Source organism: Sphingobacterium psychroaquaticum (assembly GCF_900177625.1).
Lineage (GTDB): Bacteria > Bacteroidota > Bacteroidia > Sphingobacteriales > Sphingobacteriaceae > Sphingobacterium > Sphingobacterium psychroaquaticum.
In genome coordinates this window covers 251,262-265,200 of the sequence record NZ_FXAU01000004.1, presented here as the reverse complement: position 1 = coordinate 265,200, position 13,939 = coordinate 251,262, and the positions used below count along the sequence as shown (strand labels likewise).

Genomic DNA, 13,939 nt, shown 5'->3' with positions numbered 1-13,939 from the left:
AAGAGGAGTTAATTGCAATTGGCATGAATAGCCCTTGGGGTTGGCTTGGGCAGCTTTGCGGAGATGACCCGACCCGACTGGATAAAATCCTGGAAACAGTGAGCTGGACTAACCTGGTCATGCTGTCTTCTGATAAGGCGAGAATGGTAAAACGGAAAGATATCGTAGAGAAAGTAAATAAAATAGATTTAAAAGCACATAGAGAACGGTTCAATGGATAACTTAAGATTCGATATCGAATGGAACGCCAACGAAGATGACCTCCGTCGCAGCATGGCTGAATCTCGAAAAGCTGTTGAGGGTGTTGGGCAAACATTTGATGACTTGGAGAAACATGCTGGAAATATGGTTTCGCATATTGAGGCGCAGATGAACAAAATAGACCTCGCTAAAGGCTTTGTTGCTAAGTCTACTGCGATAAAGGATGCTTTCGGAGAACTCGAAGGAATTATGAGCGATCAGCTGCAAAAGATTTCCAACAAGCTGCTTTCCGGTGATGAGATATTGGAACTTTCAGCTGTGCTGCACACTGTCGAAGGTGATTTTGAGCGAATCCAACTTGTAGTGGGAACTTTGGCGCTAAAGCTTAAGGATATGCCTGGTTTGGAGCTGGGCGAACGTACCGAGATGTACGCAAGCCTGGAGGCGATAGCTAATTTTACCAGCAAGCTAAATGACTTGCAAAGTAAAGTTCCGCTTACCTCGGCAGAGGTGAAAAAGTTAAAAGATGCCATGGTAGAGCTTGAACTCCAGGGAAAAGCCAATAGCGAAGAATACCATACACTGAAACAGGCAGCAACCGAATTGCAGACCGCTATTGCGAATACCAATACCACGGTAAAGGAGGCGACATCCCCAACGCCCTATATCGACCAGGCCGTGCGTGGCATTCAATCTTTGATTGCCGGGTACAACGTACTACAGGGGGTTACTGCTCTTTTTGGTTCGGAGAACGAAGACCTACAAAAAGGGATCCTTAAAATCACTGCGGCAATGTCTATTCTCCAGGGCTTACAGCAGATCCAGCTGGAACTACGCAAGAAGGATAATATTCTTATTACTTCGCAAACCTTATTACAACGTGGATATGCAATTGCTGTAGGGCAAAGCACTGGAGCATTGCGGTTGTTCCGTCTTGCGCTGCTTGGTACGGGGATAGGCTTGGCTGTGGTAGGAATAGGCCTGCTTATCGAATACATGTCCAAGCTTCGAGAGCAGCAACAGAAGGCTGCCGAGCGTCAAAAAGTTCTTAACGAAGCCATGGAAAGCTCTAAATCGGCGATATCGACAGCGAGTGGGCAGATATCGGTCATGCATTTAACAATAAAAGAGGCGCAGGCAGGATTACGATCCAAAACAGGCGCATTGAAAGAATACAATGAGGGGCTTGGACGTACCATGGGACAGGCTAATAACCTCAACGAGGCAGAGCGGTTAATAATCAAAAATGCGGACAGGTATATCGAGGTTACTTACGCCAAGGCACGAGCCATGGCCGTGGCGGAATTGGCGGCTAAAAAGTATGCGGAAATAGTACAGTTACAGATTAAGGATGCAAGTGAATTTATCCCACATATTAATAGCCCACATTTGTCAGAAAGCTCAAAATCCTTCGAACGAGGAAGAGCCGAACGTATACGTGGAAGTATGGAATCAGAACTTAGGAAAGAATATGACTCATATCTTAGAATAGGAACAAACCTAGAAAAAGAATACTTGCAAAAATTGAAAGCGAGCGGTTTATCGTATCGCGACGCACCTTCTAAGCCTAAAAGTGCTGGTTCTGCCGAAAGTGCCCTCAATTCAATAATCGGTTCGCGGGAAAATGTCGAACAAAGGGTTGCCGAAATAAGGAAAGAGTATGCCCGTAAGATGATGGAAAGCGATGAGTCGGAAATACAGGCTGTAAAAGATAAGTTCGCGAAGATCAATCAGGTAATCATAACAGAGAATGAAAAAATAACCCGGTATAATCTAAAAAACAAAAATAAAAAAGGTTTTAAACCAGTTGACCTGATCGATACAGCGCAATTGAAACCTATCGAGCAGATGGCCATCCAAGAGGTTACCTACAGTCAACAAACTAAAAAGATAGCAGCTGATCTTGAGGAAGCAAAGAAGCTCTTTGCCGACTATGAAGAGTATAAGTCTAAGTTTGGTAAGGAAAAGGCCGACGAGCATTTTAAAGTTGATTTAAAAGGCTTTGAAAACTACTTTCAATATGTTACTGCATTGTCTGAAAAGGAAGCGGAAGCACATGCGGCTGTAGCAACTAAAACAGCTACTACTGGACAAGAAGAGCGTTCAAAGTTACTTAGTAAAGAAGCTGATGAGGCAAAACGGGTCGAAGAGAAAAAATACACCGATCTTCTCGCTTTGATGATTACCTACGATCAACGTCGTAAGGTACTTATTGCTACGTTTGAAGCTGAACGTGCTAAAGTGGTGAGCGAGGCGACTGTAGAGGAGTTACGGGAGTTTGATCGTAAGCATGTCGAAGAGCTTAACCAATTGGATGACTCAAATATTCAACAGCTCGCTAGTTATAAAACCCTTTTCGAAGGTATTCAGAATCTATCTGACGCAGCGGCTAGAAAGGTCATTTCGGACGCAAAGTCCATGGTAGCAACCAATAAAAACATGTCTGCCGATGAACGTAAAAAGATTGAAAAGGCAATAAAAGAATCGGAAAAGGCACTTAAAGACCGATTGCCGGATCGGATCAATGCGCTAAGTCAGGACTTCGCGACCATGGCGGGCGAAATTGGCAATGTAAATGCAGGTCTTGGTGATATGCTTTCCCTGGTTTCTAAAGTACTACGGTCAACTGCACAGGTCGGTGAAAACATAACCGCGTTAAAAAAGGGATTTGATAATTACGGTGAAAGCAAAAAACAAGGTGGAGGCGGAATACTCGGCAGTATCTCGGCCATTGCCGGGGTAGCTGGTCCGATTGGCTCCATGGTATCGGCGGTGACCTCGGTGGTGTCCGGCGTTGTTGGGATATTTAATGCCGCGAAAGAGTCGGCGCGCAAAGCCAAAGAGGAAATGCGCAAATACCAGGAGGAAGTTTTGCAGGGCGAACTTGAGTACAATCGCATACTTCGGGAGAGAGCTCGAAGTCATTCTGACATAAACGAAATGTCTTTGAAAGAACTTGAGACACAAAAGCAGCTCCTGGAGGCGCAATTGAAATTAAAACAGGTGCGAGAGATAACCTCCTACAAGGAAAATCCGTCTATGATCGATCTCATCACAGGTCGAAATAAAACAAAGCAGACCGAAATGCTCTCGGATTACGAATACATGCTTAAACGTATACAGGCCGAGGGTCAGCAGATTATCGGACAAAAAACAGAGAAATATGGAGGTTTCCTTGGTATAGGTAAGAAGACGCGTGTCGTTGATATTACGGCCGACCTGGCTGGGAAAACATACGATGATCTTGAAAAACTATACACAGAAGGAAAACTCACAGAAAGCACAAAGGCGCTATTTGAGAACCTAAAAAAAGCAAAGGAAGAGGTTGACGATATCAATGATTTGATGAAGGAAATTGAAGAGACGATAAAAGATAAGATGTCGGGCAATGTTACGGCTTCATCATTAGCGGGGGGGATTATTCAAGGCTTTAAGGAAGGAAAGCGTGCCGCAGTGGATTTTGCTGATTCAATGGAGGAGGTTGTACAAAATGCGTTGCTGTCTGCGATGTCTACAACGATACTGGAGGAACCGCTTATGGAGCTAGTAAGGAAATTCAGGGAGGATGCAAAAGATGGTTTAAATGCCGAGGAAATTGAAGCATTCAAAAAAACATATGCCGAGATTGTACAATCTGGTCTAGATGCCGTAAAAGACATCGAAAAACTTACTGGTAAAACTATTGGTGCAGACAGCGGTAGTATCTCTGGCCGTATTAACAGGGCTACCACCGAGGAGACCAGTAGTGCAATTCTAGGATTCGAGCGTGCTCGTTATGATCTAGCTAAACAGCAGCTAAATGCTGTACTTGCGACGCTTGACTTTGATGAAAAATCCTATGATCAGATACTGGAGCAAGTTCGATATCTCAAAGCAATTGCGCAGAATACACAAGATACCGTTACGGAGTTAAAGAATGCGGTAATAGAACTTAAGAGCATAAATAAGAATACAAGTGTACAGAGTAATAGAGCATATACAGGTTAAGTATGTATTACATTAATGGGTTAAATATCGAGCAACAATTTGGGCTTGTTGCTTCACAAATACCAGGTGGTAACATGGCGATTTCCGGTGCATGGGATATGCCTGCTCGTACTGGAAAGATTTTTCACGATTGGGGTGACGAAAATGGTATAGAACCATACTTAAGGTCAGATGAAATTTTTTTTGGCGGCAGGGATATAAATTTTTATGCTTTCATGAAAACAGCGTCGCGAAAAGAGGCCATTATCAACCTAGAGAATTTCTATAATGCGATTGATACAGATCGATTGATAGACTTTACACACCCCGGGCTAGGCAATTGGAGTGTTTACATCAATTCGGAGGTAGTTATTAAATACCACTACATGGATAACATTGCTGAAATCAATTTCACCTTTAGAGAGCCCTTGGTAGTTTTTCCAGTTGTAGAGTTCCCAATTGTCGACAATAGTAACGAAAGTATAGATAATCTCTCTTGGGAACAGCTAGGTGTCACACTGCTTACTTTGGAAAACGATCTTGATCGTCCAACGCCTAAAATACAAAAAACTACTTCTTATGGGAACGAGGTGTTTTATGGGGTAAAGAGAAGCTTCCGAGAACTAGCATTTAAGGGAGTAATTAATCAACCATCGTTCAATGGTTTTAAAGCAGTTATAAATCGACTGTACACACTCTTTTCATTGCCTAATGCAAGAACCCTACGAATGCCAGATGGAACTGTTCGGGAAGTGTTTGTCAAGGATGGATTCCAGATTACCAATATGCAGATGGAATCGAATGGTGTAATTGCAGAGATCGATATAAAGTTTGTTGAGGTCGGTCAACTACAGGAATACAATAAATTAACAGATCAAAGTAAGTTACTTTTGGTTGATCAATATGGTCAACCTTTAAGTGAAATAATCAAAAAATTCTAATTATGTCACAGGAAGGAACAAAAGATGTAAGTCAGGCGCAGTATCGTACCGATATGAAGCCAGAAGACACGTTATTGATCGTCAATAGCGAAACTAAAGAAGTACAGCAAGTAGAGGTCTCTAAAATTGGTCGAACATTAGAATTTGATACCGTTGAGGATCTGCGATCAATGAATAGTAACGATAAAGAGCTACTTAGAAGCGGTGTCGTTAAAAGTGCACGACTACTTGGATACTACAAAAAAGGAGACTTACCTTTTTATACCGTTAATTATTACATCTCTGATAGTGATGATCCGGATGACGGAGGTAGTACCTTTGTTATTGGCGATCTAAAACTGCAAGCATACTTGGGCGATAACGTTGATACTAGGTATTTTGGAGCGTTCCCTGATTCCGTAACCGAAGCAAGTGTAAATTTGCAAGCTGGAGTGGAGTATCTAAAGCGTATCGGAGGTGGTGATCTAGTGATCCCGACACATCCTATATACTCTATGTTAGTCAATTACACAGTATATATCAACAAGGCGGCCGCAATACCAATAACAATAAGAGGTGGAAATGCGATCGGTAAATCTGCTACGCAATGGGAAAATAGGGGCAGTTCCATTGTGGCTACCAGATCGACAACAATTTTCCGAACGAACATGAAGGAGAATGGTCGTCCATACAAAGGAAAGGATGACTATTGTACTAATGTATCTTTTAAGAATCTATCATTTGTTGCTGGTAGCGACGATATTGATGTAATTGCTATTGAGAACTATCGTACTCGACAATTAGTTGAGAATGTAAGTGGACAAAATTTATGGGCTGTGGTTTTGCAGGATGAAAATCCCCCGGCAGGAATGCCGGCCAACGAATGGGATAATTACTGTGATTCCAGTATTTATCGTGGGGTTACAATTTCATTTCCCAAAAAACACGGAATTAGAACTACCCATAATGACCAGGGCATTTATGAATTTATAACGACCAACTACCCGCGGCAGACCTGTGAAAATATACTGTACATACATTATAGTTTTGGGATCACCGTTCGCAGCTTGCTGTTCGCTCAGCTTGATATGCCTAATCTACCAGTTAGTAATACTTCTGCGCTTGTTCACATGAAGCTTTGCACTGCATTTGATGTGCAAGGTGGGCATATTGAGAAATGTACGTTCAACTCTGCATTCTATCTTGACAGATGTTTTTCCGGTACGATTAGCGGTTTTCATGAACGTTTTTACGGCCGTAATTTTATCAAAACCCAAGGATGCAAGAAGCTGAAATATGAGAACATGCATATACTCTCTACGAGAATGGAAGGTTATTATGATGTATTTGATTCGGTTGAATTTGGTTCATCAAATGTATATTACAACAATATTTGGGCTTCTAATTATACAGATTCAGATTGGCAACCAGTTGCTGAGCGCGAATTGATCTTGAACAAACCTCGCACGAGTACATACATGTCTTTAATGTCCAATAAGATGGATACTAATCCGGCAATTGTTGAAATGCGAAACGGTTACAGCAACTTAATAACGAAAGTTGGCGCCCTATGCGTTACTAATTATGAGCTTACAAAATCTCCAGTCGACCTTATTACTGGCGTGTCCAGTCAGTTCGATGATTCTATTAATATTGGTGGTGGGTCTTCTGCTCGTGTGGCAGCAACCCAAATATCGTTCTTTTCTGCGCGATTCAAAGGCGAGCTTATCGGGGAAAATGTTGGGGGTTTCAACGGTTCCGTATGGTACTTTAATAAGCCATTTCGGTTTAATGGCGTAATGCCTGCTGGCAACCAATTCGCTTATTATAGAAACGGTGGGACAGCAATGAGCTGGAAGAGCGACAACTTCCCTGAGCTCCTAAGTTCACAATACAATTCACCAACGACGAACGGGACTTTAACAACTCTATACTCTTATGTTATGCCTGCAAATTACTTGGCCGTTGGGGATTTTTTGGAAATTAATTCGCAACTGTCAATTGGTGTTTCTTCAGGAACGAAAATACTTGTTGATTTTGGCGCGATTAACCTCTATACCTCGAATGTTTTTAACGGACTTTCTGCGACTTCCAGCGCTTCGATTAAGATCAAAATGATCCGTTACATAACCGGAGGGGCAAAACTACATGTTGAGCAAATAGTAGATGGTTTAATAACGACTACTCTTTTGGAACTACAGGGTTTGAGATACGATGAGGCCAATGATATCAAATTGCGCGCCCAAACCGGTACTGGGGTGATAACAGGATTTGCAAACCAAGTAACAAAATTTAAGATTTATGCTTAATAGCCTACAATTTTACAGAAATGGGATGCCTACAGTTTTTGTCCCTATTGATGAGCAGACAATTTACTTTGACGAGTGCATGGGGCGCTTTGATGTTCAGACACAATTCTATTCACCAGTTGTACTTGATATCCGAACAGATGACTATATACTGTATAACGGAGTTAGATTTACGGTTAATGTCATGTATCCTGTCGTTAGATCTGATGTTTTTCATTACACGATAACGTTAGAGCACCCTAGTTACTGGTTAAAGGATGTTTGTTTTAAACATCAGCAATCAATTGAATTTTCGTATTTCGGGACGCCTAAAATGTTTTTGGAACTAATTGTCGAAAATATGAATGTGGACGATACTGGCTGGATGGTTGGGGCGTGCGAAGACGTCGACGAAAAGCTTGTTGAGTTCTTTGCGAGTGGTACTGGCTTTACTTGCAAGGGAGCCTTACAGAAGATTGCGGAGGAATTTAGCCTCGAGTATTGGTTTTCAGGAGACGGTAAGACAATTAACATTACCCAGCAAGCTGGTATGGAGACTAATATACATTTTTCGTACGGTCGATCTAAGGGTTTGTATTCGGTAGAGCGTGGGATGCTGGAAACACCGCTTTACAATCGTATCTATGGCTTTGGATCCTCAGTAAATTTGGCAGAAAGCTATCGAAACAAAGCAGACCGCTTAACCTTAGATAATGGATGCATAGAGCGGCAGCTAAATGATGGGGAACGCAGAAGGGAGACGTCGATCATATTTGAAGACATATTCCCCGAGCGTACTGGAACTTTGACAGCTATAAGTGAGGATTGGCTGACTTTAACCGACTCCACATTGGATTTCGACCTTAACGGTAATCGAATTGAAGGAGTGCAAGCAAAAGTAGTTTTTAAATCAGGAGAACTGAGCGGTCAGGATTTCGATATAAGTTCATACAATTCCGGCACGAAAACAATTAGGATTAAACCCAATACAGAAAAGAACGGTTTTACAGTACCAAGCGCAACATTTAATCCTGTTGTTGGCGACAAGTACACTTTGGTTGGTATTGAGCAGCCCCAGTCGTACATTGATGATGCTGAGAAACGATTGTATGATGCTGTTTTGAAAAGTTTTAAGCAGTTGACACGGCCGCCTTACAAAGTTGAAATCGACGAAAAGTATATGCGCGAAAATGCCTTCGTTTTAAAGTCGGGGGATCGTGTTCGCCTTGTTGATGATAAACTTGGTATCGATGATATGATCCGTGTGACGTCTGTATCTTTTCCTTTGGTTAACCCTAATCAATGCACCGTCGTAATAAGCGATAAGATTACATACACTCAGGAGGTGCAGTTTATCATTGAAAAAGACAAGATCAAAGAGACTGTCAAACAAGTAGATAGAACCAAGACCGAACAACAACGAGTTCAGGCGATGCGTATGCGACAGCTTCAGGAGCTTGTTTTTGATCCTGATGGTTATTTTGATGGCACTAATATTCGCCCCAATAGTATCGAAACAATAATGTTAGCTGTTGGTGCTAAGTCTCAAAACTTCTACACTAACGGTGTCAGAATCGAAGTTAATAGTGGTGATAACCCAAATGTTGTTGTTGTAACAGCTGGTCAAATAGTGCACCGTGAATTGAAAATAGAGGGGCTGGGTTACATATGGGAGATCGGTGGAACTACATTTGATAGCCTCATAGATGGCAAATATTACTTCCTATCTGCAAAATGTAGCGCGACCTCATTGATTGGACAATGGTACCTATCGGAATCACCGATGGCTGCTGATGTTGAAGTAGGTTTTATTCATTTCAATTTAGGTGTTATCTATGCTGTGGCAGACAGTAAACGTGATTATTCCTTCACGAACGGCATGACCTACGTTAATGGCGACAATATTACTACAGGCAAGATACGTGCAGAGCGCATAGATGTTCAGGAGCTTTTTTCACAAGAAATAAATGCTGAAAAACTAATAATCACAGGAGATAGTCGCATTGCCGGGTTTAAAATATCTGGCGACTCATTGGAACCTATTCTACCTGCAATGGAATATGCTGGTAAGTTTCGTATCCGGCCTATGGGGTTCTCATGGGACTCTTTGTTTCAGGAGTTTGTGCCAGGACAGCCCCTGCCAAAACTTCATTATGTCAGTCTTGAAACCTCGGAAGACGATGCCATTTTAAAATTCAAGCGGCTTAATAATCCTGAAATTGACAAAGGGATACTGTTGGATATGGTCGGGGGAACGGCTATAGAGATTTTATCAGGGAGAATTGTGGTTGATGGTTCCGAAGGATTGACGACAAAACAGGCTATTTCTACACCAAATGGAACACGATACTTAAATTATAAAAGTGGTATTATGGTGGGGATAAGCGATAATTAGGAGTTTTGATTGTATTATTTTTTTGAAGTTATGAAGAAAAAGTTTAAAATTGACAAATTATTAACCTATATAAAAATGACTATTCCAAATTTACCAACTGACAATTTATATAAGTTCGGTTTTGTTTTTAGCATTATTGTTTTTATTTTTTTTATATATTATCATAATAAAAAAGTTGAGTATTTCCAGAAGATGGATTTAGAACTGAAATTTAAAGAACTGGACTTAGATCTAAAGTATAGTCGATTAACAGAAGATTTCCTTTATGTTGCAGAGTCGTTTAAATCCAATAGAGATTCCGAGATGGGGGATGTTTTATCCAAAAAATTCGAAGAATTAGATAACTCCAAGTTAAAAGCTGATTCTACCTTAGTTTTGTATAATGAGAAAGTAGGGCAATTCAACGTGCAAAAGGAAGAATTTGAAAACACACAGTGTCTTTATTATATAGCAATTGGCGTGTCATTGTTTTTTTCAATTATTTGTGGTTTGTTGTGGTATTGTAAATCACAGAAATTTGAAGATAGGATTACGAAACTTAGATACTTAGAAATGAAACAAAAATTACAACAATAAGCATGGAAATAATTTGTAGTAATTTGCTCTGTCGAGCAAAAATAAAATCACCTATAGCGGCCACAGACTCAGAAGGAACTTTTTCCGGTATCACTGTTCAATGCCCAAGATGTTTTAAAGTGAACAAAGTAAAAGATGGTGTTTACTCCTTCGATCAAAATGGTAAAGCGACTCTTGTAAAGCGACTCAAGGAACTAAGCCACTCTGAACTAAACCGGGTTTTAGAAGTTTCTAAAAAGGCTCAAGAGCACGATTTTACTTTTGAAGAGTTTAAGAGGGAGATTGATTCTCTAAACTTGTCATCAAGTTCATTTTTTCCAACAGGATTGACAAGTCATAAGGAACTTAGATCTTTTATAGTAGTGTTAATTGCTTGTATCCTTCTTTTACAACCAAGTACTGTTACAAGTAATAAACATCAAATAATTGATGTGCCAAAAACAGAAAAAACTGTTAAAAAGAAGAAAAAAGAATATTCGGAAGCAGATAAGGCTGCTTATGAGGCGAGAAAGGAATATCATAAGTACATACGAGGCAAATCTATTAAACCATCAAAATAGTAAAATTGCAAAAAACATTTGCGCTAAAATGAAACCACATATGCAAAAAAAAATCCCTTTAAACACTCTTTAAAGGGATTTTAATGTTATTCTATAATGGCTTTATTATACCTAAAAAAGCCCTTTGGAATTAAGTTTGTGAATCTACTTAATGGATGGGTTTCAACGTTCCATTCGGGCTTATCCTTCTCTGCTAGATACGAGTCTTCAAAATCTTCAAGGGATTCCCAATACTGATTACCATCCAAGATTAAAAAAGTGTCAGTAATCGTACAAAAGAATGAAAAGCATGGTCTCTTATCGAGATATATTTGTGATGTTAAGTTGATGAAGCGTATCATACTGCAATATACATTTTTTTTCACGTTTGGTTTTGAAAATTTGCACGTTTGGTTTTGCCGTTTATACAAGGAGATAGTGTTACGGTCAGTGGAACTATATGGTTTGAACATCCAAATCAGGCATCGAAGGTCGCGTTGCTGGTTTCAAATATAGATGGAAGGCGACAAACATTTACAGGAACGTTGATTGAGGGACATTTTTCAGTTCGGGTTCCCAAGCAGGAGTCGGTTGCAGAAGCACAGTTGCGGGCTATTGGGGAGACACCTCCCGATGTGATGCAACGTCCGTTGGATTTCTTCATTGGTAGGGACGATTTGGTAATTAACGCGCGGATTGAAGAGCTCGACTTAGGTAGGGTGTCGGGAGATCAGGAAAATAATATGTATGATGATCTGCGTCAATCAAAGGCCGGTTTTTCTCGTGAGGTAAAGGCACTATTTGCACCAATATTAACGCAGCAGGTAAACTCAGAATCGCCTGAAGGGAAAGAGATAATGAGTAAGGTGTCTGCTTTATTACTTAAGGAGTCTGCATTGGACAAAGCCTTTATTGCAGCACATCCGGATGCTTACGCGAGTTTGTTTTTGCTGTATCGCCTTCAAACGCGGTATACATCAGACGACTACGCGAAGGCTTTTGCTGCATTAAGCCCGAGATATCATCATACAAAAGCTGCTCAAGACATAAAAAGCAAGATAAGTAAGGAGTTGATCACTGCAAAAGGTACACCCGCTATTGAGTTTCAAGGATTGACAATTGATAAAAAAGATTTTGCGCTGTCAGATTTAAAAGGCCGAGTCGTTTTATTGGATTTCTGGGGGAGCTGGTGTGGTCCTTGTCGCGCGAGTATGCCACATCTTAAAACGTTGTATGCCCAGTATAAAGATAAGGGCTTTGAGGTTGTTGGGATCGCACAGGAACGTGGAAAGACATTAGAAGAGTCGAGCGCCAGTTGGAAGAAAGCTATTGATGAGTTGGGAATTCATTGGGTCAATATTCTCAACAACGCTGGGAAGGAAAAACTTGACATTGTTAAAGCTTACGGCATTAGCGGATTTCCGACCAAGATATTGTTAGATGCCCAAGGGAATATCTTGCTTCGCGTTACTTCTTCCGGAGCGGATGATGCTATTGATGCTGCGTTACGAGGTGTTTATGGTTTGTAGGTTATTCTTTTAGTACTTAAAAATGGTATATCATTTAAAGCGTCATTTGATGACGTTCTTGTATTTATTTCTGGTCACAACTGTGCATACAGTAGCCCAAGAAAATAAACCGGTGTTTGAGGCCTTGGAGGAAGCTTTTCAGCAGAAGCAAGAGCAGGTTTTATTGCCCTACCTTTCAGGATCTTTTGCTGTTGCAGGTAATACTGGGGAAGGTGCGCAATATCGGTTGAAACAAATTCTAACAAACTATTCCGCTGTATCGGTTAAGGTACTGGCGAATAGAAAGGTAAAAAAGGGGATGTTGTATGATGTACAGTTTACGCAAAAGGATGGTAAGATCGATAAAAGTCAGGCATTACTTGATTCTGACGGTAAGCTGATGTATATCACGTTGTTTGATTGGTTGTATGGTCTTCGGCGTGAATCGGAATCCCGATTATTAGCGAAGATCCCCTTTGAAAATTATAATGGGTCAATTATTCTGACGCTGAAGATTAATACGCTTCAACGACCGATTCGTCTATTGTTTGATACAGGGGCCGATGGGATGGCGGTGAGTCAACATCTAGCAGATGAAATCGGTTTAAAGGTTACGCGTGAAAATAATGCGTCCGTGGTGGGAGGAAATAAACAGATCCAAGTTTCGGATGGAAATACCGTGTACTTGGATACGCTAACTTTAACCGGTATGGGAATAGCGATCTTCCCAGAGATGGGTAGAGACCATGCGGAAGGCATTATTGGTAACACACTTCTTCGCAAGTATATCACTCATATTGACTACGACAATAATGTGATGTCCCTGTATAGCTTTGGCGAACATTCTTATTCGGGCGAAGGTCATACCGTTGCGGTAACTATGCCGTCAGGAGTAATGCTTCTTCCTGGACAGTTGGATATTGTAGAGAGTAAGAGCTATAGCGGTAATTTTGTGTTTGATACGGGGGCATCGTATGACCTCATCTGCTTTCGGCCATTTGTACGTAGCAATAAGCTATTAGTGTCGGGTTTTAAACCCGAAGTGCAAGCGGCCACAATAAGTATGGGTATTTCTTCACCTACCTTTATGGGGAAAAGTTATCAGTTTGCAGTTTCTCCTCTTGTGCCGATGAAAGGCTTACTGGTGACTTTGATGGGTGGAAGTAGTAATAATGAAAGCTGGAACCCTGGCGCGGATGGTTCCATCGGTATAAGGTTGTTGAGTCGTTATAATATGACCATTAATGTAGCCGAAAACGAAGTGTTTTTTCAACCGAATAAGTTATACCCTTTCCCACAAGATTTTGTATTGGGCGGTTTCCATATGGGCTGGGATAATAAGGGACAACTCGTTGTCTTAGGTACTACCGGTATGCCATCACAGGAAGGGACACTAAAAGTGGGTGATGTAATACATAGTATTGCAGAGCACAGTTCGCAGAGTATGCAGAAGAAACCAGCGGTGATTGATCAGTTTTGTGCGGATTCAAAAGCCGGAAATAAGATTCAGATTAAACTTTTAAACAATACCGTAATTTCTCTGTAG

9 protein-coding genes are annotated in these 13,939 nt (G+C 40.9%); all 9 read left to right on the top strand.

Features of this window, described 5'->3' with window-relative positions; all coding sequences use genetic code 11:
• Nucleotides 1-23: 23 nt before the first annotated feature.
• The 9 genes from B9Y69_RS12225 to B9Y69_RS12180 all read left to right on the top strand — a co-directional run bounded on the left by B9Y69_RS12225 (nucleotide 24) and on the right by B9Y69_RS12180 (nucleotide 13,939).
• On the top strand, nucleotides 24-221 hold the full coding sequence (locus B9Y69_RS12225) for a hypothetical protein (RefSeq protein ID WP_085473249.1): 198 nt from the start codon (nucleotides 24-26) through the stop codon (nucleotides 219-221).
• Nucleotides 214-4,188, top strand: a complete 3,975-nt coding sequence (locus B9Y69_RS12220) for a hypothetical protein (RefSeq protein WP_085473248.1) — start codon at nucleotides 214-216, stop codon at nucleotides 4,186-4,188. The genes B9Y69_RS12225 and B9Y69_RS12220 overlap by 8 nt, the downstream gene beginning before the upstream one ends.
• 2 nt (nucleotides 4,189-4,190) lie before the next feature.
• Complete coding sequence (locus tag B9Y69_RS12215; RefSeq protein ID WP_085473247.1) at nucleotides 4,191-5,108, top strand: hypothetical protein; 918 nt, start codon at nucleotides 4,191-4,193, stop codon at nucleotides 5,106-5,108.
• 2 nt (nucleotides 5,109-5,110) lie between these two features.
• The gene (locus B9Y69_RS12210) at nucleotides 5,111-7,396 is read left to right on the top strand and encodes a hypothetical protein (RefSeq protein ID WP_085473246.1); all 2,286 of its coding nucleotides are present in this window, start codon (nucleotides 5,111-5,113) and stop codon (nucleotides 7,394-7,396) included.
• Nucleotides 7,389-9,770, top strand: coding sequence for a phage tail protein (locus B9Y69_RS12205; RefSeq protein ID WP_085473245.1), 2,382 nt, complete (start codon nucleotides 7,389-7,391; stop codon nucleotides 9,768-9,770). The genes B9Y69_RS12210 and B9Y69_RS12205 overlap by 8 nt, the downstream gene beginning before the upstream one ends.
• A 30-nt stretch (nucleotides 9,771-9,800) precedes the next feature.
• Nucleotides 9,801-10,346, top strand: coding sequence for a hypothetical protein (locus B9Y69_RS12200; RefSeq protein WP_085473244.1), 546 nt, complete (start codon nucleotides 9,801-9,803; stop codon nucleotides 10,344-10,346).
• A 2-nt stretch (nucleotides 10,347-10,348) separates the two neighbouring features.
• A complete protein-coding gene (locus B9Y69_RS12195) occupies nucleotides 10,349-10,906 on the top strand; it encodes a hypothetical protein (protein WP_085473243.1) in 558 nt (185 codons plus the stop codon).
• A 395-nt stretch (nucleotides 10,907-11,301) separates the two neighbouring features.
• On the top strand, nucleotides 11,302-12,414 hold the full coding sequence (locus tag B9Y69_RS12185; protein ID WP_144036564.1) for a TlpA family protein disulfide reductase: 1,113 nt from the start codon (nucleotides 11,302-11,304) through the stop codon (nucleotides 12,412-12,414).
• Between the two features lie 22 nt (nucleotides 12,415-12,436).
• The gene (locus B9Y69_RS12180) at nucleotides 12,437-13,939 is read left to right on the top strand and encodes a retropepsin-like aspartic protease (protein ID WP_085473240.1); all 1,503 of its coding nucleotides are present in this window, start codon (nucleotides 12,437-12,439) and stop codon (nucleotides 13,937-13,939) included.